Origin of the sequence: Caenispirillum salinarum AK4 (assembly GCF_000315795.1) — a bacterium.
Classification (GTDB): domain Bacteria; phylum Pseudomonadota; class Alphaproteobacteria; order Rhodospirillales; family Rhodospirillaceae; genus Caenispirillum; species Caenispirillum salinarum.
In genome coordinates, this window is sequence record NZ_ANHY01000022.1 from 48549 (window position 1) to 71417 (window position 22869).

23 protein-coding genes are annotated in these 22869 nt (G+C 71.6%); 9 read left to right on the forward strand and 14 right to left on the reverse strand.

The features are described 5' to 3' along the window. The first annotated feature begins 8 nt into the window (after positions 1–8). Together rph and rdgB are read left to right on the forward strand one after the other, a co-directional pair. A complete protein-coding gene (rph, locus tag C882_RS20015; RefSeq protein ID WP_009542504.1) occupies positions 9–728 on the forward strand; it encodes a ribonuclease PH in 720 nt (239 codons plus the stop codon). Between the two features lie 16 nt (positions 729–744). Continuing rightward, positions 745–1344, forward strand: a complete 600-nt coding sequence (gene rdgB / locus C882_RS20020; protein ID WP_009542505.1) for an RdgB/HAM1 family non-canonical purine NTP pyrophosphatase — start codon at positions 745–747, stop codon at positions 1342–1344. A gap of 1 nt (position 1345) precedes the next feature. On the opposite strand, the gene C882_RS20025 is transcribed toward rdgB, so the two are convergent. The 11 genes from C882_RS20025 to C882_RS25295 form a co-directional block, all read right to left on the reverse strand. Then, positions 1346–2182 (reverse strand): sulfite exporter TauE/SafE family protein, encoded by an 837-nt coding sequence (locus C882_RS20025; protein WP_009542506.1) that lies wholly within the window; start codon positions 2180–2182, stop codon positions 1346–1348. 172 nt (positions 2183–2354) lie between these two features. Continuing rightward, a complete protein-coding gene (gene cobM, locus C882_RS20030; RefSeq protein ID WP_009542507.1) occupies positions 2355–3122 on the reverse strand; it encodes a precorrin-4 C(11)-methyltransferase in 768 nt (255 codons plus the stop codon). Next, positions 3119–3634: a hypothetical protein gene (locus C882_RS23590; RefSeq protein ID WP_009542508.1), complete on the reverse strand. Its 516-nt coding sequence runs from the start codon at positions 3632–3634 to the stop codon at positions 3119–3121. Before C882_RS23590 ends, cobM begins: the two co-directional genes overlap by 4 nt. A 4-nt stretch (positions 3635–3638) precedes the next feature. Next, positions 3639–5459 carry a precorrin-3B C(17)-methyltransferase gene (gene cobJ, locus C882_RS20040; RefSeq protein ID WP_009542509.1) on the reverse strand — a complete coding sequence of 607 codons (1821 nt, stop codon included), beginning with the start codon at positions 5457–5459 and terminating at the stop codon, positions 3639–3641. After that, positions 5456–6157 (reverse strand): precorrin-2 C(20)-methyltransferase, encoded by a 702-nt coding sequence (cobI, locus tag C882_RS20045; RefSeq protein WP_009542510.1) that lies wholly within the window; start codon positions 6155–6157, stop codon positions 5456–5458. The genes cobJ and cobI overlap by 4 nt, the downstream gene beginning before the upstream one ends. Then, positions 6154–7374, reverse strand: coding sequence for a bifunctional cobalt-precorrin-7 (C(5))-methyltransferase/cobalt-precorrin-6B (C(15))-methyltransferase (locus C882_RS20050; protein WP_009542511.1), 1221 nt, complete (start codon positions 7372–7374; stop codon positions 6154–6156). Before C882_RS20050 ends, cobI begins: the two co-directional genes overlap by 4 nt. Continuing rightward, positions 7371–8030 (reverse strand): precorrin-8X methylmutase, encoded by a 660-nt coding sequence (locus C882_RS20055; RefSeq protein ID WP_009542512.1) that lies wholly within the window; start codon positions 8028–8030, stop codon positions 7371–7373. The genes C882_RS20050 and C882_RS20055 overlap by 4 nt, the downstream gene beginning before the upstream one ends. 24 nt (positions 8031–8054) lie before the next feature. Beyond that, entirely contained in the window at positions 8055–9056 is a 1002-nt protein-coding gene (locus tag C882_RS20060; RefSeq protein ID WP_201448402.1) for a sirohydrochlorin chelatase, read from the reverse strand. 219 nt (positions 9057–9275) lie between these two features. After that, positions 9276–10181 (reverse strand): site-specific tyrosine recombinase XerD, encoded by a 906-nt coding sequence (gene xerD / locus C882_RS20065; protein ID WP_043646832.1) that lies wholly within the window; start codon positions 10179–10181, stop codon positions 9276–9278. Positions 10182–10189: 8 nt separating this feature from the next. Further along, positions 10190–12031, reverse strand: a complete 1842-nt coding sequence (locus C882_RS20070; RefSeq protein ID WP_009542516.1) for a hypothetical protein — start codon at positions 12029–12031, stop codon at positions 10190–10192. Then, positions 12009–12152 (reverse strand): hypothetical protein, encoded by a 144-nt coding sequence (locus C882_RS25295; RefSeq protein ID WP_009542517.1) that lies wholly within the window; start codon positions 12150–12152, stop codon positions 12009–12011. Before C882_RS25295 ends, C882_RS20070 begins: the two co-directional genes overlap by 23 nt. Before the next feature lie 182 nt (positions 12153–12334). Here C882_RS25295 and C882_RS25580 point away from each other — a divergent pair, with 182 nt between their 5' ends. The 5 genes from C882_RS25580 (at position 12335) to C882_RS20095 (ending at position 16852) form a co-directional block, all read left to right on the forward strand. Next, positions 12335–12937 carry a shikimate kinase gene (locus C882_RS25580; RefSeq protein ID WP_009542518.1) on the forward strand — a complete coding sequence of 201 codons (603 nt, stop codon included), beginning with the start codon at positions 12335–12337 and terminating at the stop codon, positions 12935–12937. Then, positions 12934–14076 carry a 3-dehydroquinate synthase gene (gene aroB, locus C882_RS25585; RefSeq protein ID WP_009542519.1) on the forward strand — a complete coding sequence of 381 codons (1143 nt, stop codon included), beginning with the start codon at positions 12934–12936 and terminating at the stop codon, positions 14074–14076. The genes C882_RS25580 and aroB overlap by 4 nt, the downstream gene beginning before the upstream one ends. Before the next feature lie 53 nt (positions 14077–14129). Then, positions 14130–15452 (forward strand): HlyC/CorC family transporter, encoded by a 1323-nt coding sequence (locus tag C882_RS20085; RefSeq protein WP_009542520.1) that lies wholly within the window; start codon positions 14130–14132, stop codon positions 15450–15452. Positions 15453–15646: 194 nt separating this feature from the next. After that, positions 15647–16099: a CBS domain-containing protein gene (locus C882_RS20090; RefSeq protein WP_009542521.1), complete on the forward strand. Its 453-nt coding sequence runs from the start codon at positions 15647–15649 to the stop codon at positions 16097–16099. 171 nt (positions 16100–16270) lie between these two features. Beyond that, the gene (locus C882_RS20095) at positions 16271–16852 is read left to right on the forward strand and encodes a DUF2889 domain-containing protein (RefSeq protein WP_009542522.1); all 582 of its coding nucleotides are present in this window, start codon (positions 16271–16273) and stop codon (positions 16850–16852) included. A gap of 500 nt (positions 16853–17352) precedes the next feature. On the opposite strand, the gene C882_RS20100 is transcribed toward C882_RS20095, so the two are convergent. Next, positions 17353–18684 carry a penicillin-binding protein activator gene (locus tag C882_RS20100; RefSeq protein WP_043646771.1) on the reverse strand — a complete coding sequence of 444 codons (1332 nt, stop codon included), beginning with the start codon at positions 18682–18684 and terminating at the stop codon, positions 17353–17355. Positions 18685–18776: 92 nt separating this feature from the next. Between C882_RS20100 and rsmI the strand changes: the two genes are divergently transcribed. Next, positions 18777–19601, forward strand: a complete 825-nt coding sequence (gene rsmI / locus C882_RS20105; protein ID WP_009542525.1) for a 16S rRNA (cytidine(1402)-2'-O)-methyltransferase — start codon at positions 18777–18779, stop codon at positions 19599–19601. Positions 19602–19604: 3 nt separating this feature from the next. Continuing rightward, positions 19605–20018: a YraN family protein gene (locus tag C882_RS20110; RefSeq protein ID WP_009542526.1), complete on the forward strand. Its 414-nt coding sequence runs from the start codon at positions 19605–19607 to the stop codon at positions 20016–20018. A 42-nt stretch (positions 20019–20060) separates the two neighbouring features. On the opposite strand, the gene C882_RS20115 is transcribed toward C882_RS20110, so the two are convergent. Together C882_RS20115 and C882_RS20120 are read right to left on the reverse strand one after the other, a co-directional pair. Further along, the gene (locus C882_RS20115; protein ID WP_052000237.1) at positions 20061–21554 is read right to left on the reverse strand and encodes a sensor domain-containing diguanylate cyclase; all 1494 of its coding nucleotides are present in this window, start codon (positions 21552–21554) and stop codon (positions 20061–20063) included. A gap of 114 nt (positions 21555–21668) precedes the next feature. After that, positions 21669–22853 carry a PQQ-dependent sugar dehydrogenase gene (locus tag C882_RS20120; protein ID WP_009542528.1) on the reverse strand — a complete coding sequence of 395 codons (1185 nt, stop codon included), beginning with the start codon at positions 22851–22853 and terminating at the stop codon, positions 21669–21671. Positions 22854–22869: the final 16 nt, after the last annotated feature.

Sequence of the window (22869 nt, forward strand, 5' to 3'; positions counted from 1 at the left end):
TACACCCCATGCGACCTTCCGGCCGCGCCGCCGACGCCCTTCGCCCGGTCACCCTGGAACCGGGCTTCGCCAAACACGCCGAGGGATCGTGCTTCATCCGCTTCGGCGACACCCATGTGCTGTGCACCGCCAGCGTGGACGAGCGCGTGCCGCCCTGGCTGCGCGGCCAGGGACGCGGCTGGGTGACGGCGGAATACGGCATGCTGCCGCGCGCCACCCACACCCGCGGCGACCGCGAGGCCGCGCGCGGCAAGCAGTCGGGCCGCACCCAGGAAATTCAGCGCCTCATCGGCCGCTCGTTGCGCTCGGTGGTGAACCTCAAGGGCATGGGCGAGATGCAGATCAAGGTGGACTGCGACGTCATCCAGGCCGACGGCGGCACCCGCTGCGCCTCCATCACCGGCGGCTACGTGGCGCTGTACCAGGCCTTCCAGAAGCTGGTGAGCCTGGGCGTGCTGTCGGCCGTGCCCATGACCGACGAGGTGGCGGCGGTGTCCTGCGGCATCTACAAGGGCACGCCGGTGCTGGACCTGGATTATGCCGAGGACAGCAGCGCCGACGCCGACTCCAACTTCGTCATGACCGCCAAGGGGCTGATCGTCGAGGTCCAGACCACCGCCGAGGAACACCCCTTCGAGCAGAGCCAACTGACCGCCATGATGGACCTGGCAACGGCCGGCATCGCCGAACTGGCCACCAAGCAGCGCGCCGCGCTGGGCCTGGACTGAGGGAGCGCTACGACCCATGGCACGCAAGTTCGAGGGCGGCCGCCTGGTCGTCGCCAGCCACAACCCCGGCAAGGTGCGCGAGATCAACGACCTCTTGCGCCCCTTCAGGGTGGAAGCGGTGTCGGCCGGCGACCTGAACCTGCCCGAGCCCGAGGAGACGGGCGTGACGTTTGCCGAGAACGCCATCCTGAAGGCCAAGGCGGCGGCGGAGGCCTCCGGCCTTCCCGCCCTGTCCGACGACAGCGGCTTGTCGGTGAATGCGCTGGACGGCGCGCCGGGCATCTATTCCGCGCGCTGGGCGGGGCCGGGGAAGGACTTCGGCATCGCCATGAAGCGGGTGAACACAGAGATGGTCGGCAAGGACGACCCGCGCGCGCAATTCATCTGCGCGCTGTGCCTCGCTTGGCCGGACGGGCACGTGGAGGTGTTCGAGCGCACGGTGGACGGGGTGATTTCCTGGCCGCCGACGGGGACGAAGGGCTTCGGCTACGACCCGATCTTCCGCCCCGAGGGCCACACCATCACCTTCGGCGAGATGGAGCCGGAGAAGAAACACGCCATGAGCCACCGCGCCCGGGCGTTCGAGCAGCTGGTGGACAACTGCTTCCAGAAATAGCTCAGGTCGCAAGGCCGTAGATCATGCGGGCAGCGGTGGCGAACAGGAACAGCGCAAACGCCGCCCGCAGCATCCTCGGGTTGATGGTGTGGGCGATCCTGGCACCCAGCGGCGCGGCCAGTACGGTACAAGGCACGATCACCGCGAAGCCGATGAGGTTCACGTAGCCCACCGTCCCCGGCGGCAGGCCCTCCGCTCCCAGACCGGAGACCAGGAACCCGATCGCACCCGGCACGCCGATAATCAGCCCGATCGCCGCCGCCGTGCCGACCGCGCGGCGGATGGGGTAGGCGAAGGCCGAGAGCGTCGGCACCGACAGCGTGCCGCCGCCAATGCCCATCATTACCGAGATCCCGCCGATCACCGTCGCCATGGCCGCCTGTCCCGGCAGGGCCGGCAGGCCCTCGCGCAGGGTCCAGCCCTCCTTCCGGAAGGCCATGTTGGCGGAAACCAGTAGAGCCACGGCGGCGAAGACGCCCGTCAGCGCGGCCCCGCCCACGGTGCCGCCGATCACGGTACCGATCACCACGCCGACGAAGACCCACGGCCCCCAGCGTTTCAGCAAATCCACATCCACCGAGCCGCGCTTCCAATGGGCGCGGATGGAGCTTATCGACGTCGGGATGATGGTCGCGAGCGAGGTGCCGACGGCCACATGCATCCGCACGCCCTCGTCCACGCCGATCAGGGTGAACAGGTGGTAGAGCATGGGCACGATGACGATGCCCCCGCCCACCCCCAGCAACCCCGCCAGAACACCCGCCACGACACCCGTCGCCAGCAGGGCGGCGACCAGGGCCACGAGGGTGCCGGCATCGGCGGCGAACAGGGCGTCCATTCCATTTCCTTCAACAAGCGCTGCGCGCTCGGGGCCGCGGCCCCGAACCCCGCTTGGAGGGCACAGCCCTCCAAACCTCCCAGTCTCTTATTACTAAACAAAAAACTGGAGAGTTCGAGAGGCTGTGCCTCTCGATCAGGGGCTCCGGGGGCGGAAGCCCCTGGAAGCTGTATCACCCAGCCTTCGGCCTAAGAACGTGCGTATGATCGGCGGCATAGAGCCGGCTGTCGGTGAACTCGGCGCCGCCTTCCTCCAGCACCCGCCCCACCAGGATGAGCGCCGTGCGGGTGATCCCCGACTCCTTCACCTTCGGGCGGATGTCCGACAGCCGCCCCCGGATCACCATCTGGTCCGGCCAGGTCGCGCGGTAGATGACCACCACCGGGCAATCGGCGCCGTAGTGGGGGGTGAGTTCGTCCACCACATGCTTGAGGTTGTTGACCGACAGGTGCAGGGCCAGCGTCGCGCCCGTGGCGCCGAAGGCGGCCAGGGTTTCGTTGTTGGGCATGGCCGAGGACCGCACCGCCGTCCGGGTCAGCACGATGGACTGGCTGACGTCGGGCAGGGTGAGTTCCTGGCACAGCTCCGCCGCCGCCGCCGCGAAGGCCGGCACGCCGGGCGTCACGTCGTAGGGGATGTCCAGCGCCTCCAGCCGCCGGATCTGTTCCGCGATGGCGCCGTAGAGGCTGGGGTCGCCGGAGTGCACGCGGGCGACATCGTGGCCCTGCGCATGGGCCTCTTCCATCAGCGCGATGATCTGGTCCAGGTGCAGGGGCGCGGTGTCGACCACCTTCGCCCCCTCGGGCGCTTCCGCCACCACCTCGGCCGGCACCAGCGACCCGGCGTAGAGCACGACGGGGCACTTCTGGATGAGCTTCAGGCCGCGCACGGTGATGAGGTCGGGCGCGCCGGGACCGGCGCCGATGAAATGGACGGTCATGACGACAGTACGTTCTCCATGATGTCGAGGATAAGCCGCGTCCCCTGCTCGATGAGGATGACGTCGGAACCCACCACCACGCGGTCGATGCCCTGGCCGCGGCGGGGCAGGCGGTCGATCAGGTCGCGGGGCAGCGGCTCGGGGGCGAGGCCCGGCGGCAGGGTGCCGTTGCGCTGCACCTGCCGGGCGAGGCCGGGCGGCAGCTGGTCGCGCTTGGCCAGGCCCGGCGGCAGCCTGGAGCGGTCGGTGCCCGCGAAGTAGTCGCGGATGAGGCGGCGCTCCACCTCCGTCAGCACGGTGTCGAGGATGATGTCGCCGACATCCGCCTCGCCCTTCCTCAGCGGCGCGATCAGGGCCTCGGTGCCGTTGCCCTGGCCCTGGCCCTTGGAGGGGCCGCCGGCGTGGTCGGGCTTGCCCTTGCCCTCCGGCGGGGCGGCCATGGCGGGGCCGGCGGCGGTCAGCAGGGCCGCGAGCGCGGTCGAAAGGATCAGGGCGGATGCGGATCGGGTCATGGTGTCACTCTCCTGCCGGTTGAGCGTCTCCGGTGGCGGTCAGCTTGGCCGCGTAGCCGCGCGGCGTATAAAGCCAAACGCGCCCGCCCTGCTCAACGAGGCGACTTTCGCGGTTGCCGACCATCACAAGCGTGAGCATGTCGGCCATATCGGGCGAAAGTTCGGCAAGGGTGGTGAAGGTGACGCTTTCGTCCGGCCGGCCCAGGTTGCGGGCCAGCACCACCGGCGTGGTGCCGGGGCGGCCGGTCAGCAGCACGTCCCGCGCCCGCGCCAGATGGTCGCGCCGGCGCTTGGAGACGGGGTTGTAGAAGGCCACCACGAAGTCGCCCGCCGCCGCGCCGTGCAGGCGGGCGTCGATGACGTCCCACGGGGTCAGAAGGTCCGACAGGCTGATGGTGCAGAAGTCATGCCCGATGGGCGCGCCGGAGCGCGCGGCGGCGGCCTGGATGGCGGAGACGCCGGGCTCCACCGTGAGGTCGACGAAGCGCCAGGCGGGGTTGGCTTCCGTCGCGATCAGCTCGAACACCAGGGTCGCCAGGGCATAGATGCCGGCATCGCCGGAGCACACCAGGGCCACGTCGCGGCCCTCGCCGGCTAGGTCCAGGGCGACGCGGGCGCGGTCGGCCTCCGCCCCCAGGTCGGACTGGTGCCAGGTCTTGCCCTTGGCGGCCGGGCCGAGCAGGTCGAGATAGAGGCCGTAGCCGACAAGGTCGGTCGCGCCCGCCACGGCGGCGGAGACGGCGGGCGTGCGCCAGCCGTCCTGGCCGGGGCCGATGCCCACCACCGTCAGCCGCCCCAGGCCGCGCCCCACGGCGCCCGCGTCGATGGGCGTGGGCGCCAGGGCGACGGCGCAGGTGGCGCGGGTGGTCTTCTTCTTGGGCACGATGAGCGTCGCCTCGGGCCCGGCGGCGGCGAGCGCGGCGCCCTCGGACACCCCATGGCAGCCCACTTCCGCGAAGACGACCTCGGAGGGGGTTTGCAGGCGCGGCGTTTCGCGCTCCAGTTCCTCGGCGGTGAAGAAGCGGGCCGGCACGCCCAGCATGGCGGCGACGGCGCGCACGGCGGCCTCGTCGGCCTTCAGGTCCAGCGAGCAGACGCAGGCAACGGCCTTTTCCGAGAGGCCGGCGCGGGCGAGCGTGTCGCTGACCAGCGTCGCCACCTCGGCCGGATCATCGCCGCGCTCGCACCCGACGCCGACGGCCAGCACCGGCGGGTGGATCACCAGCGCGTCCCGGCCCACATCCAGCCGCTCCGTCACCCGGATGACGTGGGCGGCGGCGTCGGACTGGGGCAGGGCGGCGAGCCAGGGCGCATCCCCCTCCACCGTCACCGGCTGCCCGGCCGCCAGCGCGGCCATGACGGGCTTGGCAGCGGCGGGATTGGCGAGGCTCCAGCCCTTGGGCGGCTCGTCCAGGGCGATGCCGTGGGTGACGTCGCCGGCGGTGGTGACGGCGGCCGCGCCCTCCAGCGCCTCGGCGATGCGGCGGGCGAGCGCGTTGGCGCCGTGGTGACCGCCCAGCAGCGGCACGGCGCACGATCCGTCCTGCGCCACGGCGACCACCGGCGGCTCCGCCTGCTTGTCGCCCAGCACCGGCGCGACGGCACGGATGAGGATGCCGCTCGCGCAGACGCCGATGATGGGCCGCCCGGCGGCGAACAGGGCACGGACGTGGGCCATGGTGTCGTCGAAGGCCACATCGGCGCCGTCCGCCCGTCCGCGCAGGCCGTGGACCTCGGCATCGGGCAGGGCGGCGGCTTTCAGGCGCGCGGCGATGGCGAGGCCGGTGTCGTTCAGGCAGAGCAGGACGGGCGCGGGCGAGGTCATGGGCGGTTCCGGGTCAGCAGGAGGGAGAAATAGGGGACGCCCTCGGAGAGCGCCTCGGGCAGCGACAGCACGCGCTGGTCTTCATGGCCGGCGCGCACCACGACTACGGCGCCCTCGGCCCGGCCCAGGCGGTCGAGCACGGCGGCGACCTTGGGCAGGTGGCGGCCGAGCTTCATGACGGCGGCGGCCTCGGTCGCGGCGAGACGGGCGGACAGGGCGTCCTCGGGCAGCGTGGCGGGAAGGACCGTCAGCCCCTCGTCCAGCGACACCACGGGGCGCGCGGCCACGGCGGCGCAGGCGGCGACGCTGGTGATGCCGGGGACGATCGCGACGGGGAACCGGCCGGCAAGGCGCTCCAGCAGGTACATGAACGAGCCGTAGAACAGCGGATCGCCCTCGCACAGCACGGCGGCGTCGCGGCCCTCGGCCAGATGACCGGCAAGCGTGTCGGCGGCGGCGTCATAGGCCGCCAGCGCCGATTCGCGCCCCTTCGAGACGAAGTCCATGACGATGGGGACCTCGATCTTGCCGGGATGAATCCACTCCGCCACCACGGCGCGCGCCATGGAATGCCCTTCCGGGTTGGCAGGCCAGGCGATGACGGGGCAGGCACGCAAGAGCCGCAACGCCTTGAGCGTCACCAGTTCCGGATCGCCGGGGCCGACGCCCAGGCCGTAAAGGGTGCCGGGGGCCGTCATGGTTTCACCGCCACAAGCTGGGTGACCGGCGCCAGCGCGTCCCACACATGCAGGCCGCCGGGGGTTTCCTTCAGGTGGCTCGCACTGATGCGGGTGAGCGTGCCGTTCCAGGCCGCGCGCCGGTCGATCAAGCGCGCCTCCGCCTCGGCGGTGACGGCGTTGGCGACCAGCCGCCCGCCGGGCTTGAGCGCGTTCCACGCCGCGTCCAGCATTCCGGGGCGCGAGACGCCGCCGCCGACGAAGACGGCATCGGGCGCCGGTCCGGCCTCGGCCAGCGCGGCGGGGGCCTCGCCGGCGACCACGCGCAGGCCCGGTGTGCCCAGCGTGGCGGCGTTCTCGGCGATCATGGCGCGGCGGCCGGCGTGGAGTTCGACGGCGACGGCCTGGGCGCCGTCGGCCGCGCGCATCCATTCGATGGCGACCGATCCGCAGCCGGCGCCGATATCCCACAGCACCTGCCCCGGCAGGGGCGCGAGGGCGGAGACGGTGGCGGCGCGGGCCACGCGCTTGGTCAGCTGTCCATCATGGCGGAAGGCATCGTCCGGCAGGCCCGGCGTGCGCGGCAGCACGCGGGCGCCGGCGTCGGCCTCGCAGGCGACGGCAAGGGTGTTGAGGTCGGGCACCGGTTCGCCGTCCCAGGCCTCGGCCGTGCCCTCCCGCCGGCCTTCGCGGGGGCCGCCCATGTGCCAGAGCGCGGTGATGGCCGACGGGCCGAAGCCGTGGCGGGTCAGAAGCGCCGCCACCGCCGCCGGGCTGGTCCCGTCCGCCGACAGCACCAGCAGGCGGGCGCCGGGGGTCAGGTGCGGGATCAGGCCCTCCAGCGGGCGGCCGTGGACGGTGAGCAGCCGGCAGTCCTGCACCGGCCAGCCCATGCGGGCGGCGGCTAGGCTGAAGGCGCTGGCGTGCGGCAGCACCACCATTTCCGCCGGGTCGAAGCGCCGCGCCAGCGTCGCGCCCAGGCCGTAGAGCATGGGGTCGCCGCTCGCCAGGACCACCACGCCGGGCGTTCCGCGCCGCGACTCGATGGCGGCCAGCGTTTCTTCCAGCGAGGACCATTCTATGCGCACTGCATCCGTTTCCGGTGCAAGCGCCAAGTGCCGCGCCCCGCCGGCAAGCACGGCAGCCTCCTCGACCACCGACCGGGCGGCCGGGGAAAGGCCGTCCAGGCCGTCCTCCCCGATGCCGACGACGGTGAGCCAGGGCGCGGGCGCGATCACCGGCGCTCCTCCTGCTCGACGGACAGGGGGGCCGCCAGGGCGTTTACCGCCGCCGCCGCCATGGCCGAGCCGCCGCGCCGGCCCCGCAGGGTGATGAAGGGCACGCCCAGCTTCGGCGCGTCCTCGATCAGCGCCTCCTTGCTCTCGACGGCGCCGACGAAGCCCACCGGGAAGCCCAGGATGACCGCCGGGCGCGGCGCGCCCTCGTGCAGCAGTTCCAGCAGGCGGAACAGGGCGGTCGGTGCGTTGCCGATGGCGACCACGGCACCGAACATCTTGTCCCGCCACAGGTCGACGGCCGCCGCCGACCGGGTGGTGCCGTGGCGATGCGCGATGATGTCCACTTCCGGCCGCTTCAACGTGCAGACCACCGGCCCCTTCAGGCGGCGCGAGATCACGCCGCGCGCCACCATCTCCACGTCGGTCAGCACCGGATGCCCGGCCGCCAGCGCCGCCCGCGCCGCCGAGACGGCGTGAGGATCGGCGGCCAGGTCGTGGACGGCATCGGTCATCCCGCAGGCGTGGATGACCCGCACCGCCAGCGGCCGCAGGTCCTCGGGCACGACGGACAGGTCGGCCTCGCGCTCGATGGCGGCGAAGGACTCGGCGTAGATGGCGGCGGGATCGCGCAGGTAGTCGTAACGCCCGTCGGTCATGATGAAGGGTCCCGGCGGAGGCTCTTACTCGGCCTTCTCGTGATCGTGGGAATGACCGTGGTCATGATCGTGGCCGTGATGGTGGCCGTGACCGTGGTGGTGATGGTGGTGACCATGGTGGTGGTGGTGGTGGTGATGATCGCCGTCGGTGCCGATGCCGCGCACGTGGTGATGGTGGCCCGCCTGCACGGCGCCCACCTCGCCCTCGTAGCCGATGACCTGCTCGCGGTACTTGCACAGCTGGCAGTTCATGGCCACGTTGCCGCCCAGGATGTCGGTCACCCGCTCAACGAAGGTCTCGATCACCTGCGGGTGGTCGTTCAGATAGCCGGCCTTGACGAACTCCACGCCGGGATGATTGGCGGCGACGCCGTCCGTCTGGTCGTAGATGCGGCGCACGAGAATGCCCGTGAACAGGAAGTACGGGAAGACGATGATGCGCTTGAAGCCCAGGCGCGACGCCATTTCAAGCCCCGCATCCACCCGCGGATGAGCCACGCCCGAGAAGCACACTTCGGCCCAGCCGAAGCCCATGCCTTCCCACAGCATGCGCGCGACCTTGGAGATGTTGGAGTTGCTGTCGCTGTCGTTGGTGCCGCGGCCGACCACCATCAGCAGGGTGTCCTTGCGGTCCACCTGCGTGTCGCAGGCGGCCTCGGCTTCCTCGATGCGCGCCTTGGCGGCCTTCAGAAGCTTGGTGTCGATGCCCAGCTCGCGGCCGAACTCGATCTTGATATCGGGGTACTCGGCGCCGAAGGCGTTGACCTCCCACGGCAGGTCGTTCTTCACGTGGCCGGCGGCGAACAGCATCCCGGGCACCGCCAGGATGTGGTTGACGCCCTGATCGCGCAGCTTTTCCATGCCGTCGCGCAGGATCGGGTGGGCGAACTCCAGGAAGCCGCTCTCGACGGGGTACTGCGGCAGCCGCTCGCGCAGGTGCACGGCGAGCTTGTTGAATTCCTCCACGGCTGCCGTGTCGCGGCTGCCGTGTCCGCAGATCATCACACCGATCTTTTCACTGGTCATGCGCCTGGTCCTTGCCTTCGAGCGTGTCGTGATTCCGTCCGCCTGGTCACAGCCTCCGGGCGGTGCGGCGGGCCGGACTATAGAAGCCAAGGGCGCGCCTGTCATGTGTTGAAGGACTCTGTCCGCCCTCAGGCGCCGGGCGGCGGCTTCGCCGCCAAGGCTCGCGCTGCAGGGGCGGCGGCGCGCAGTCGCGCGCTGGGATCCGGCTGACGCCCTTTTTCAGCCAGCCAGGGGATGGTGTTCGTTCACCAGCCGCTTCAGGCGTTCGTCCAGCACGTGCGTGTAGATCTGCGTCGTCGAGATGTCGGCATGCCCCAGCATCTGCTGCACGCTGCGCAGGTCGGCGCCGTGGGCCAGCAGGTGGCTCGCAAAGCTGTGGCGCAGAACGTGGGGCGAGACCTTGGACGGCGGCAGCCCGGCCGCCACCGCGATGTCGGCCAGCATCTTGGTGAAGCCGTCGCGGGTCAGGTGGCCGTCCCGGGCACGCGAGGGGAACAGCCAGCGGTTCCGCGCCGCCTTCTTGTCGCCCAGCAGGCCGTCGCGCACGGGAATCCACTCCCGCACCGCCGCCCGCGCCGCGTCGGTCAGCGGCACCATGCGCTCCTTGTTCCCCTTGCCGCGCACCACCAGCACCGCCTGATCCCGCGCCACCGCCGCCAGCGGCAGGGAGACGAGTTCGGACACGCGCAGGCCCGTGGCATAAAGGACTTCCATCAGCGCCGTCGCCCGCACGCCGCGCGCCCCCTCCAGCGCCTTGGCGGCGGCCAGCAGGCGCTCCACCTCCGCTTCCGACAGGTATTTGGGCAGGGACCGGCCCATGGGCACGGTCTGGATGGTGGAACTGGGATCATCGCCGCGCAACCCCTCGGCGAACAGGAACCGGAAGAACTGCCGCAGGGCCGACAGGCGCCGGTTGACCGTGCGCGTCGCCATGCCGGCATCGGCCTGGGCGGCCAGATAGGCCCGCAGGTCCTCGGCTTCGGTCGCCTCGGCGCCCTTGCCGCGCCGGGCGAGGAAGGCGCCCAGGTCCGACAGGTCGCGCTGATAGGCGTCCACCGTGCGGGGGCTCGCCCCCCGCTCGGCGACCATCATTTCCAGGAAGCGTTCGACGTGGCGGTCGATCATGAGGCCCTTCACACCCCCGCCGCCGCCAGGGCTTCCAGGGCGAGCGCGCGAGCGTCCGTCTCCAGCCCCACGGCCTTGAGCGCCGCGACGGCCCGGAACAGGGCCTCGGGATGCACGGCGTCGGGGCCGTCCGGGCCGATGGCGATGAGCGCCAGCGCCACCACCTCGCCCACCCGGCCCTCGGCCGCCGCCCCGTCCAGCGCGCGCAGGATGGCGGCGTCGGGCATGGCCGGCGCGGCGTCGACGATGGCGTCCAGCAGCACCGGCTGCCAGGCGCCGGCGCCGATGGGCTCGCCCATGGCCTGAAGCAGTCCCAGCAGCAGCGTGTGTCGGCGGTCGAGCAGGGGCAGGTCGGCGCCGTGATCCTCGGCCTCCGCCGCCCGCAGCGCCCGCCACTCCGCCAGCACGCGGCCGACGGCCGGCGCCGTGCCGTCCGAGGGTGCGCCCGCCACCCGCACCAGGGGCGTCAGAAGCGCCTGGTCGCGGGCCGCCGCTCCGCCGCGCATCTGCGCCAGGGCGTCGATCCAGGGCCCCGCCGCCTCCACCCGCCCGGCGGCCAGCAGGGCGCGGACGGCGGACGGCGCGAACCAGGCCAGCTCCGGCGCCGGCGCAAGGGCCGCGATGGCGTCGGCGTGCAGGCGGGCGGTGGCGGTCTCCACCGGCTCCCCGGCGGCGGCGGCGAGCGCGGCGTCCAGGGCCTCGGCCTTGAGTGCCGGCGTCTCCTGAAGCGCCGCCAGCCGCGCCAGCCGCGCCCGCTCTCGCGGGGTGGCGGGGCCGCCGCCCAGCGGCGCCTGCATTTCCTGCACAGAGAAATCGGCCGTGCGGTAGGCGTCGGCCAGCCCGGTCGCATCCAGTGCGCCCGCCACGGCAGCCTGCTCGGCAGCGGCCAGCCGTTCGGCGGCCGTGCCCGGCCCGCCCGTCGCCACGGCAGCGGCAAGCCAGGGCGCGGCCATCGACGACAAAGCCTCCTCGGGCAGCGGATCGCCGGCCCGGCGGACCATGGCGAGCGTCAGCGGCTCGGGCGCCGGCAGGGCCTCCAGCGAGGCCGGGGTCACGTTGGTCATGCGGTCGGCCAGATAGAAGAAGGCCGGGTCCTCGTGCCCCGTCTCCCGCAGCATGGCCATGGCCATCTGCGCCGGCGCCTCGCGTCCGGTGGCGAGGTCGCAGACCGCCGTCACCTTCTGCCAATAGGGACCATCGAAGGCCGCCAGCCCCTCCCGTGCCGCCTGGCACAGCGGCGCCGGCAGCGGTGTTTCAGGGTCGGCGGACACCTGCGACAGCATCACGTCCAGCCGCGCCCGGCGCACCGCCTCGGTCCGTGCGGCCTCGGGCGCCGCGTCGGCCAGGGTCAGCGCCAGGCCGAAGGCGCCCAGGTGGCGCAGCGCCTCGATGCGGGCGGCCAGGAAATCCGGCCCCGCCGCCTCGCCTGCCAGTGGGTCGGGCGCCCCGGCGGTGGCGGCCAGCAGGCGGGTCATCAACCCGTGCATGACCGGCGACGGCGCGCCGACGGGCAGCTTGGTCACCAGCGTCGCGGCCAGCGGCGCCGGCGTGCCGGCCCACATGTCGTGCGGCAGGCCGCTTTCCGCCGCGTCCAGCGCGCCGACGGCGGCCAGGCTGATCCGGTCCAGCGGCTGCACGGCGATGGCACCGCCCGCCAGGACGGACGGTGCGGCGGGCGCGGCGGGTGCGGGGGCCGACGGCGCGGGGGCCGACGGCGCGTCCGTCCCGCCCCCGGCGCCAGGAAACAGGCTCACCGGCCCCGCCGTCTCCGCCAGCGCCGGAGCGGCGGCGGCCAGGGCCGCCAGGGCGCAGGCGGCGGCCGCCGCCCTAGCGGTTCTGGAAGCGGTCATTGTCGATCACCTTTTCCATGCGCTCGGTCGGCGGCGGCATTTCCCAGGTTGCCAGGAAGCCGACGCCGGCGACGATCACCGCGAGCAGAAGCAGAAGGAGAATGCGGGACAAAGTGCGCATGATGGGGGAGACGTCCTCACGATCCGGCGGACAGGTTCCAGGTGGGCGGCGGGCGAGTTCGAAAACCTTTGACCAGGGCCGGGACAGCCCGGGCGCGGTGTGCTATAGGAACCGATTATGGCAACCGCACGGCAGTTTAATCCCTTGGCGAATCCGGCGCAACGCGGCGACGGAGGGCGCAGTTGAGCACCGGCTGGATCACTCCCGATGGCACGGGCCCGCTGACCCTGCCGCGCACCGTCGTGCTGGTGGGGCTGATGGGCGCGGGCAAGAGCGTCGTCGGCAAGCGGCTGGCGCAGCGCCTGCACGTCCCCTTCATCGACGCCGACCACGAGGTGGAAAAGGCCGCCGGCCAGTCCATCGCCGACATCTTCGCGACCCTGGGAGAGGACGCCTTCCGCGAGGGCGAGCGCAAGGTGATGGCGCGATTGCTGGACGGCCCGGTCTGCGTGCTGGCCGCCGGCGGCGGCGCCTTCATGTGCCCGGAGACGCGCCGGCGCGTCAAGCGGCGCGGCATCAGCGTGTGGCTGCGCGCCGACCTGGACCTGCTGGTGCGCCGCACCGCCGGGCGCGGCCACCGGCCGCTGCTCAACCAGGGCGACCCGCGCGCCAAGCTGGAAAGCCTGATGGCCCAGCGCTACCCCGTCTACGAGACCGCCGACGTCACCGTCGACGCCGGCGAGGAAAGCCCCGACACCACCACCGGCCGCGTGCTCGACGCCCTGCGCGACTGGCTGGACGCCAACGATTCGCCCCCGCCCGAACCCGTGGAGACCGACCCGTGACCGCCGTTTCCGCCGATCCTTCCGCCGCCCCGGAAACCTTGCGCGTGGACCTGGGCGACCGGTCCTACGACATTCTTGTCGGTGCCGGCCTGCTGGGCGGGGCCGGACGGCTCATGGCGCCGGTGCTGCGGCAGAAACGGGTCTTCATCGTCACCGACGAGACGGTCGCCGGCCTGCACCTGGGCACCCTGACCGCAGCCCTGGATGCCGCCGGCATCCGCCACGACGCCTACATTATCGCACCCGGCGAGGCGTCCAAAAGCTACGCCACCTTCGAACGCCTGCTGAACGCCATGCTGGAGGCCCGCTGCGAGCGGGCGACCACCGTCGTCGCCCTGGGCGGCGGCGTGGTGGGCGACCTGGCGGGATTCGCCGCCGCCGCGCTGCTGCGCGGGGTGGACTTCGTGCAGGTGCCGACGACGCTGCTGTCGCAGGTGGACAGTTCGGTCGGCGGCAAGACCGGCATCAACACGCCCTTTGGCAAGAACCTAGTGGGCGCCTTCCACCAGCCGCGCCTGGTGCTCATCGACACCGACACGCTGGGCACGCTGGACCGGCGCGAGTTGCTGGCCGGCTATGCCGAGGTCGTGAAATACGGCCTGATCGACGACCCGGCCTTCTTCGAGCGCCTGGAGCGCGACGGCACCGCCTTGATCGCGGGCGACGAGGCCCAGCGCCGCGCCGCCATCCTCACCTCCTGCGCCGCCAAGGCCCGCGTCGTGGCCGAGGACGAGCGCGAGGGCGGCCGCCGGGCGCTGCTGAACCTGGGCCACACCTTCGGCCACGCGCTGGAGGCCGAATGCGGCTACGGCGGAACGCTGCTGCACGGCGAGGCGGTTGCCATCGGCATGGTCATGGCCTTCGACCTGTCGGCGCGGCTCGACCTTTGCCCCGCCGAGGACGCCGCGCGGGTGCGCGCCCACCTGGCGGCCGTCGGCCTGCCGGTGACGCCGCCGCGCCTGGAGGGTGCGCGCCTGGACACCGACCGGCTGATCGCCCACATGGCGTCGGACAAGAAGGTCGCCGAGGGCAAGGTGACCTTCGTGCTGGCGCGCGGCATCGGCCAGGCGTTCCTGACCCGCGACGTGGCGCCGGAGGCCCTGCGCGCCACCGTGGCCGAGGCCGTCGCCGCCTCCTGACCGTTCACCCTGCCCGCCATCCCTCTTCCGCCCATCTCAAGGACGGTTCCACCATGACCACCGCCATGATCGTCTCCATCGTCGCGATCCTGGTTTGCCTTGTCCTGTCCGCCTTCTTCTCGGGCTCCGAGACGGCGCTGACGGCCGCATCGCGCCCCCTGATCAGCGAGCTTGAGCGCAAGGGCGACACCCGCGCCGGCATTGCCAACGGCCTGCTCATCAAGCGCGAGCGGCTGATCGCCACCATCCTGCTGGGCAACAACCTGGTCAACATCCTGGCCTCGGCGCTCGCGACCAGCGTGCTGATCGGGCTGTTCGGCGAGGGCGGCGTGGCCATGGCCACCGTGGTCATGACCATCATGATCCTGATCTTTTCCGAGATCCTGCCCAAGACCTACGCCCTGACCCACACCCACCGCATGGCGCTGGGCGTGGCGCCGATCATGCGGGTGCTGGTGACCATCTTCCAGCCGCTGACCAGCGTCATCCAGGGCATGGTCTCGGTGACCCTGAAGGTGGTCGGCGGCGGCGAGCGGCCGCACACGTCCTCCATGGCGCTGGCCGAACTGCGTGGCGCCATCGAGATGCACACGGCGCAAGCCGCCGAGGCCGGCGGCGAGAAGGTCATCGCGCATGAACGCGCCATGCTGCGCAGCGTGCTGGACTTGGCCGACGTCGAGGTGTCCGAGATCATGGTGCCGCGCGGCAAGCTGGTCACCATCGACGCCGACCAGCCGACGTCCGACATCGTGCGCCAGGTGCTCGCCAGCCCCTACACCCGCATTCCGCTGTGGCGCGGCAAGTCCGACAACATCGTCGGCATCCTGCACGCCAAGGCGCTGCTGCGCGCCGTGGAGGCCCATTCCGGCGACATCTCGGACCTGGACATCGTCGCCATCGCCTCGCCGCCGTGGTTCATCCCCGACGCCACGCGCCTGCTGGACCAGCTGCAGGCCTTCCGCCAGCGGCGCGAGCACTTTGCGCTGGTGGTCGACGAATACGGCGTGCTGCTGGGCATCGTGACGCTGGAAGACATCCTGGAGGAAATCGTCGGCGAGATTTCCGACGAACACGACATCGCCGTCTCGGGCGTGCGGCCGCAGCCCGACGGGTCCTTCGTCATCGATGGCGGGGTGACCATCCGCGACCTCAACCGGCAGTTCGAATGGGACCTGCCCGACGAGGAAGCCGCCACCATCGCAGGCCTGGTGCTGCACGAAAGCCGCTCCATCCCCGACCCCGGCCAGACCTTCCTGTTCCACGGCTTCCGGTTCGAGGTGCTGCGCCGCCACCGCAACCAGATCACGTCCATCCGCGTCACGCCGGTCGCCGAGGAGGAGAAGCACGACGAGGACACGGCCCAGCCCTCGGGATGATCGGACCCGCAACGCCTGCCACTCTTTCAGGGATGCACTAATTCCTTAGTTCGGCGCTAGGTAATTCTCTTGACGCCCGCTTGTGCGCTGGCACACTGAAGTTTCGCAACGCAACGCAACGCGAAAGACGTGCGCCGGACAAAAGGCTCAGCGAACACAAGACACACAGGTCTCAGGCTGTCAGGGAGAGCGCCATGGCGAAGATCGTTCCGGATATCATTCCCCGCGAGCAGACCCTGTCCATCGTCGCGCCGGAAACCACCGTGCGCACCGCCGCCGAGTTGATGCGCGACCGCAACATCGCGGCCGTGATGATCGTGCGCGACGAGCGGCTGATCGGCATCATGACGGAACGTGACATCGCCGCCCGGGCCGTCGCCCGCGGCGTGGACCCGCAGACGACGCGGGTGGAAGAGATCATGACCGCCGATCCCGACACCCTGGAAGCGGACGATCCGGCCATGACCGCGCTGAAGATGATGCGCGAGCACAACTACCGCCACCTGCCGGTGGTCAAGGACGGCAGGCCCGTCGGCATGGTGTCCATCCGCGATCTCTATGCCGTCGTGCAGTCCGAACTGGAAAGCGACATCCGCAACCGCGACGCCTACATCTTCGGCGAGAACTACGGCACCGCGCCCGCCTGACGGCACGCTTGCCACACCGAGAAACGGCCGCCGCTCCGCACCGGACCGGCGGCCGTTGCACGTGCGGCCCTTGACGGGATGCGAAAAGGGCATGACGTTGACGTAAACGGAAAGCCCGACCATGATGGTCGGCATCCGTCCGCCGTGCCGAATCCTGGAGAGTCCACGCCCATGCCCCTGACCCCGCCGAGCGTCGCCCGCGAGAAGCAGCACACGCGGACCGTCGAAGTGGAAGGCTTCCGCCGCGAAGACGGGCTGTACGACATCGAGGGCCATCTGGTCGACACCAAGACCTACGGCTTTTCCAACCAGGACCGTGGCCGGATCGAGGCCGGCGAGCCGCTGCACGGCATGTGGCTGCGCCTGACCATCGACCGCACCATGCTGATCCGCTCGGCCGAGGCGGTGACCGATTACGGCCCCTTCACCATCTGCAAGGACATCAACCCGGATTTTACCAAGCTGGAGGGCCTGCGCATCGGCCCCGGCTTCCGCAAGGACGTCCGCGCCCGGCTGGGCGGCCGGCACGGCTGCACGCATCTGGTGGAGATGCTGCTCGGCCCCATGGCGACGACGGCCTTTCAGACCATGTACGCCGAGCGGGAGAAGACCGGCGAGAACAAGGGGTTGACGGAGCGTCCCCGGATCATCGACACCTGCCACGCCCTCGCAGCCGACGGCCCCATCGTCCAGCGCCAATGGCCGCAATGGTATGAAGGCCCTAAGGAACAGGGCACCGGGACCGACGACTGAGGCGGTGGCGGCCTCCGCGGCAGGTTGTTTGGCGCCGCACGGGGAGTCCTGCTGTCGAGGCTGTCAAGAAATCGGCTGGTTGCCACCAGAGGCGTCGCAATGGCGGTTGACGGCGTCGGTGGGCCCTTGCTTTCGCAGGGGCGACGGAGGCCTTAACTTACTGTGATAGAAACAAGAAATCACCCGTCATTCCTGCGAAAGCAGGAATCCACCTCCGGTGCCAACCATCCTGCCGCGCGCCCGTCGGGGAACGTTCACCGATCTCTTTACAGCCCCTTTCGCAGGAATGACGCGGCCCACACGCTCCGTCAGCCGCCCTTGCAACGCCTTTGGCGGCAACAAGCGGTTTCCTGAGACCCTGGAGGGCAGGAAACCTCACCCGACGCCGAACGCGCGTTGCGGCCTTACCGCAGGCCGTGACCAGCGCACCCGGCCCGGGAGCGCGAGGGCGCGTCCGCCCCCGCCTCACGCCCATCACGCGGCAGCCGCGAGCCGCCGCCTCAGCTGCCCGCGGCGCTGGGGAAGCTTTCGGGCGCCGGCGCCACCACCTGCGCCCCGTCGCGCGTGACGCGCAGGATGGCGAAGCCGCGTTCCACCGTGCCGTCCTGGCGCAGGCGGAACAGGCCGTCGACGCCGACGAAGCCTTCCGGGTTGGTCAGCGCGCGGGCGTCGAAGGGGGCGGTCTCGTTGCGCTTGGCCAGCACGGCGGCGAGCGCGGTGGCGTCATAGCCCACGTTGGCGATCGCCGGCGGCGTGGTGCCGTAGGCGTTGCCGTAGCGGCGGGTGAAATAGTCATTGCTCTGCGGCGAAGGCGCCGGGAACACCGCGCCGACCAGCGCGGGCTCCTGGCCCAGGCGGCGGTCGTCGTTCCACAGCATGGTGCCCATGTACTGCACCTGCTCGGGCCGCACGCCGTAGTAAGGCAGCAGGGCCGCGATCTCGCGCAGCTGCTGGCCGCTCTCGGGCAGCAGCAGGGCCTGGAAGCCGATGTCGCCCGAGCCCTGGATCTGCTGCAGGCGCTGCAGGGCGCGCTGGGCCACCGGGTCGGGACTGGCCGCCAGCTCCTGCTTCTGGCGCTCCAGCGCCGCCTGCGAGGCCGAAGGGTTGGTCAGGCGCTTGATGGCCTCGTCCGGCGCACCGCCCGGATTGAAGTATTCCACCTGCACCACCGCGGCATTGGCCCGCGCGGTGACGTCGCGCAGGGCGTCTGCCATGGCGCGGCCGTAGGCGGTGGAGGGCGCCAGCACGGCGAAGCGGTCCATGTTCTGGCCGCGGGCGAAGCGCACGAGGGCCTCGGCCTGCTCGCTGAGCAGCAGGCCCATGACGTAGACGTTGTCGGCCGCCGCCGAGGTGTCGGTGGAGAAGCTGACCACGTTCACCCCCGCTGCCTGGGCCTGCGGGGCCACGGCGCGGACGTTGTCGGCGAACAGGGGTCCGAGAACAAGCTGCGCGCCTTCGCTCAGGGCCTTGTCCATGGCGGCGCGGGCGCCGTCCGGGGTGCCCTGGGTGTCGTAGGGCTGCAGCACGAAGCGGTCGTCGGCCACGTCGAACACCGCCATCTGGGCGGCGTTGAGCAGCGCCTGCCCGACATCGGCGGCCCGGCCCGAGCGCGGCACCAGCAGGGCGACGCGGCGGTAGCCGTCCTCCACCTCGGTGGGCGGCGGCGGCGCGGGTTCGGCGCGCTGGGCGGGCGGCGCCTGGCGCGGCGCTTCCACCCGGGGCTGTTCGGGTGCTATCTGTTGCTGCGCACAGGCGGACACCACCGACACAAGTGCCAGGACGGCGAGCGATGGCAGAAGACGAAAGCGCTGACGATGATCCGCGCGGGGCACGGGCAACCTCCTCCGGTAACGGCGCGACTGGGCCCAAGCCTAGCGGCGCATTAAGGCGAGGGGAAGGCGAAAGGCATCGTCTCCCCCCGGGGTTGTATGTGGTGGCGACGCCCATCGGCAACCTGGGCGACATCACCCTGCGCGCGCTGGAGACGTTGCAAGGCGCCGACGTGATCGCCTGCGAGGACACGCGCGTGACCGGCAACATGGCGCGGCGTCTGGACATCCAGACGCCGTTGACCCCCTATCACGAGCACAACGCGGAAGCCGCACGGCCCAAGCTCATCGACCGGATGAAGAACGGCGGCGCCGTCGCGCTGGTTTCCGACGCCGGCACGCCTCTGGTCTCCGACCCCGGCTACAAGCTGGTGCGCGCGGTGGTGGAGGAAGGGCTGAAGGTCGTCCCCCTGCCCGGCGCGTCGGCGGCGCTCGCGGCGCTGGTGGTGGCGGGGCTGCCGTCGGACCGCTTCCTGTTCTGCGGCTTCCCGCCCCAGAAGACCAAGGCCCGCCGCGACTGGCTGGCCGAGGTGGCGGGCATCGGCGCGACGCTGGTCATCTACGAGGGGCCGAGCCGCCTTGCCGCCAGCCTGGCCGACATGGCGGAGGTGCTGGGCGCGGGGCGCGAGGCCGCCGTCTGCCGCGAACTGACCAAGCTGTACGAGGAAACCCGCCGGGGCACGCTGGCCGACCTCGCCGCCCGCTACGCCGCCGAGGCCGCGCCGAAGGGCGAGGTGGTGGTCGTCGTCGGGCCGCCCGCTCCCGCCGAGGCCGCGACGGAAGAAGACCTCGATGCCATGCTGCGCGCCGCGCTGGACCGCGGAGAGAGCGTGCGCGACGCCGCCGCCGCCGTGGCCGCCGCGACGGGACTGAAAAAGCGCGCCGTCTACGCCCGGGCGCTCGACCTGGCGAAGGGCTGAGGCATGGCGCTGCCGCTGTTCCGCCGCCCCGCCGTGCGCTCGACCAAGGACCGCCGCGCCGCCGAGACCCGCGGCCGCACGGCGGAAGCCGCCTGCGTGGCGGCGCTGGAGGCCGCCGGCTGGGCGCTGGTGGCCGAACGCTTCCGCCCGCCGCGCGGCCAGGGCGCCGGCGAGATCGACCTGATCGCCCGGCGCGGCGCGGTGCTGGCGTTCATCGAGGTCAAGGCGCGCGAGGCGGAAGGCGACGCGGCGGAAAGCGTCACGCCCCGCCAGCAGGGCCGCATCGCCCGCGCGGCCGAAGTGTTCCTCGCCCTCCATCCCGAGCTTGCCGAGCTGGACTGCCGCTTCGACGTCATGCTGGTGACCCCGGGCACGGCCCCGAAACACATCGAGGACGCCTGGCGGCCGGGGTTTTGAGGAAGGAAGGAAGGAAGCCAGGGCCGTGGCTTCACCCAGCCCTCACGCCGCGCCCATGTGGGCCATGCCCTCGGCGCGGACCACGCGGTTTCGCCCGGCCCGCTTGGCGGCGTAGAGGGCGGTGTCGGCGCGTTTGAGGGCGCCGCTCAGGCCCTCGCCCGCCACGAAGGTCGCCACGCCCAGGCTGGCCGTCAGGGGCAGGCCGGCCGGCGGGCCGCCTTCCTCCAGGCAGTCCACCGGCTCGGCGGCGATTCCGGCACGGATTCGCTCGGCTGCCGATTCCGCCGCCTTCGGGCCGCCGTGCAGCAGGATGGCGAACTCCTCGCCGCCCACGCGCGCCAGCAGGTCGCCGTCGCGCAGGTGGGCCCCCACCCGCGCCGCCACCGCCCGCAGGGCCACGTCACCCACCGCATGGCCGTAGGTGTCGTTGACCGCCTTGAAATGATCGATGTCCAGCGCCAGGAGTTGCAGCGACTCGGGCCCGTCGGTCGCCGCGATGCGCCGGGCGGCGACCGTCTCGAAGCCGCGGCGGTTCAGCGCGCCGGTCAGCGGGTCGGTGTCGGCCGCGTCGCGCAGGGAGTGCTCGGCGTGCTTGCGCGAGGTGATCTCCAGCGCCAGTCCGGCGATGCGCTTCAGGCGGCCGTCGGCGTCGCGCTCGGCATCGGCGCGGACCTCCCACCACACCCGTGACCCGCCGCGCGTGCGCACCTGGACGTCGAGCCGGAAGGACTCGCTGGTGCCGACGGTGCAGCGGCGCACCCGCTCCATCAGGGCCTCGCGGTGGTCGGGCGCCAGGTGGTGCAGCAGGCTGCGCAGCGCCATCTTGGGGTACGGCGGCGGATAGCCGAGCAGGCGGTAGAAGGCGTCCGAGCACCACAGCCGCCCCGGATCGAATGCCCAGTCCCACACGCCGCTGTGGGCGGAGGAGTCCAGGACCGCAAGCTGGCGCGTGCGGTCGTCCAGCCGCTGGCGGTGGATCAGGGCTCCGATCAGGTCGGCGCAGGTGCGCAGGAAGTCCAGTTCCTCGGCGCTCCACGGCACCTCGCGCCTGCAGTCGTCCAGGCCCAGCGTCCCCCACCACCCGCCGTCGAGCATGATGGGCACGGTCGCCATGGCGGTGATGGCCTGGCTGTCCATGTCGTCGCGCAGATGGCTGCCGGGGGCAAGGTCGCGGGTGAGGAAGGCGGTGCTCTCGCCACGCAGCCGCGATTGCACCAGGGCGCGGTAGTCGGGCGCCACCATCGCGGTGCGGAACAGGCGGAAACGCTTGAGGTGAAGCTGCGCCACCGGCGCGGATGCGGCCCATTCGAAGATGTAGTCCTGGACGACCTCGGTCTCCGTCACCTCCAGCGTCTGGAAGATCCACACCCGCGACGTTCCGGTGACCCGTCCCACCGTCGCCAGCATGGTGTCGACGGCGCGCGTCCAGTCGCGTCGGTCGTGGATGAGCCCCGAGCACTCCGCCAACGCCCGCACGAGCACGCCCGCCGGCACAGGCCATGGCGTCCCGCGATCCGCGACCGGATCCGTGTTCATGATACCCCCAACTGCGCGCACCGCCCCCAATACTGTCCCCGTGGCGGTGATATTTCGGCTTACATGGCAGGGTAAGGCGAGACGATTGCGCGCGCAACAACCGCCGCATGCCGATTATTCCAGCGTCTTCGCCGCGCGCTCCTGCATGGTGACCCGCACGATCTTGCCGTCGGACTCGTCGGTCAGCAGATAGACCGCACCGTCCGGCCCCTCCGCCACGTCGCGGATGCGGGTGCCGAGATAGATACGCTCGTCGCCGACCACCCGCGCATCCGACAGCGTCAGCCGGGTGAGCGACTCCGACGACAGTCCGCCCAGCAGCAGGTTGCCCGCCCAGTCGGCGATGCCGCCGCCCGTGCCGGTGTAGAAGGTCATGCCCGAGGGCGAGATGACCGGCGTCCAGTGGAAGACCGCATCCGCCAGGTCGGGGCGGGTGGACGGCGAGGGAATCGCCTGACCCTCGTAGTGGCGACCCCAGCTCACCAGCGGCCAGCCGTGGTTTTCCCCGGCGGCGGGAATGTTCAACTCGTCGCCGCCCAGCGGCCCCAGTTCCAGTTCCCACACCGCTCCGGTGTCGGGATGCACCGCCAGCCCCAGAATGTTGCGGTGGCCGAAGGACCAGATGGCGGGTTCGGCATCCGTGCGGCCGACGAAGGGGTTGTCGGCGGGCACGCTGCCGTCCGGGTTGATGCGGATCAGCTTGCCCACGGTCGTCGACAGGTCCTGCACGCCGGCCTGCAGGAAGCGGTCGCCGGTGCCGATGAACAGCGTGCCGTCCGGCGCAAAGGCCAAGCGGCCGCCGAAGTCGCGCACGTCGGCCACCTTGGGCGCCTGGCGGAAGATCACCTCCACGTCCGAGACGCGGTCCTCGTGCAGCACGGCGCGGGCGACGTTCAGCCCGGCCTCCTGCGTCTCGTCGGCGTTGTTGCCCCAGGTGCCCGTGCCCTCGCCGGCTTCGCTGTAGGCGAAATAGATGCGGCGGTTGGCGGCGAACTCCGGGTCGAGCGCCAGCCCCAGCAGGCCGCCGTTGCCCTCGGCATAGATGGGCGGCAGGCCCGCGAGCGCCGGGCCTACCGTGCCGTCCATGGCGACCCGGCGCAGGCGGCCGGGGTGCTTTTCGGTGACCAGCATGTCGCCGTCCGGCAGAAAGACGACGCTCCACGGGTAATGCAGCTGGTCGGTCAGCACCTCCAGCCCCAGGGTGCCGTGAAAGGCGTCCACCGAATCGGGAAAAGCGTCGGCCGCGCGGGCGGCGGGCGCGACGAGAAGCATCAGGGCACCCAGCAACACGCCGCGCATGAACGGACCTCCGGCC

Excerpts from the sequence above, each read along its gene's own strand:
- rph (WP_009542504.1), top strand. The coding sequence starts at position 9 with ATGCGACCTTCCGGCCGCGCCGCCGACGCCCTTCGCCCGGTCACCCTG.
- rdgB (WP_009542505.1), top strand. The coding sequence starts at position 745 with ATGGCACGCAAGTTCGAGGGCGGCCGCCTGGTCGTCGCCAGCCACAAC.
- C882_RS20025 (WP_009542506.1), bottom strand. The coding sequence starts at position 2,182 with ATGGACGCCCTGTTCGCCGCCGATGCCGGCACCCTCGTGGCCCTGGTC.
- cobM (WP_009542507.1), bottom strand. The coding sequence starts at position 3,122 with ATGACCGTCCATTTCATCGGCGCCGGTCCCGGCGCGCCCGACCTCATC.
- C882_RS23590 (WP_009542508.1), bottom strand. The coding sequence starts at position 3,634 with ATGACCCGATCCGCATCCGCCCTGATCCTTTCGACCGCGCTCGCGGCC.
- cobJ (WP_009542509.1), bottom strand. The coding sequence starts at position 5,459 with ATGACCTCGCCCGCGCCCGTCCTGCTCTGCCTGAACGACACCGGCCTC.
- cobI (WP_009542510.1), bottom strand. The coding sequence starts at position 6,157 with ATGACGGCCCCCGGCACCCTTTACGGCCTGGGCGTCGGCCCCGGCGAT.
- C882_RS20055 (WP_009542512.1), bottom strand. The coding sequence starts at position 8,030 with ATGACCGACGGGCGTTACGACTACCTGCGCGATCCCGCCGCCATCTAC.
- C882_RS20060 (WP_201448402.1), bottom strand. The coding sequence starts at position 9,056 with ATGACCAGTGAAAAGATCGGTGTGATGATCTGCGGACACGGCAGCCGC.
- xerD (WP_043646832.1), bottom strand. The coding sequence starts at position 10,181 with ATGATCGACCGCCACGTCGAACGCTTCCTGGAAATGATGGTCGCCGAG.
- C882_RS20070 (WP_009542516.1), bottom strand. The coding sequence starts at position 12,031 with ATGACCGCTTCCAGAACCGCTAGGGCGGCGGCCGCCGCCTGCGCCCTG.
- C882_RS25295 (WP_009542517.1), bottom strand. The coding sequence starts at position 12,152 with ATGCGCACTTTGTCCCGCATTCTCCTTCTGCTTCTGCTCGCGGTGATC.
- C882_RS20085 (WP_009542520.1), top strand. The coding sequence starts at position 14,130 with ATGACCACCGCCATGATCGTCTCCATCGTCGCGATCCTGGTTTGCCTT.
- C882_RS20090 (WP_009542521.1), top strand. The coding sequence starts at position 15,647 with ATGGCGAAGATCGTTCCGGATATCATTCCCCGCGAGCAGACCCTGTCC.
- C882_RS20095 (WP_009542522.1), top strand. The coding sequence starts at position 16,271 with ATGCCCCTGACCCCGCCGAGCGTCGCCCGCGAGAAGCAGCACACGCGG.
- C882_RS20110 (WP_009542526.1), top strand. The coding sequence starts at position 19,605 with ATGGCGCTGCCGCTGTTCCGCCGCCCCGCCGTGCGCTCGACCAAGGAC.
- C882_RS20115 (WP_052000237.1), bottom strand. The coding sequence starts at position 21,554 with ATGAACACGGATCCGGTCGCGGATCGCGGGACGCCATGGCCTGTGCCG.
- C882_RS20120 (WP_009542528.1), bottom strand. The coding sequence starts at position 22,853 with ATGCGCGGCGTGTTGCTGGGTGCCCTGATGCTTCTCGTCGCGCCCGCC.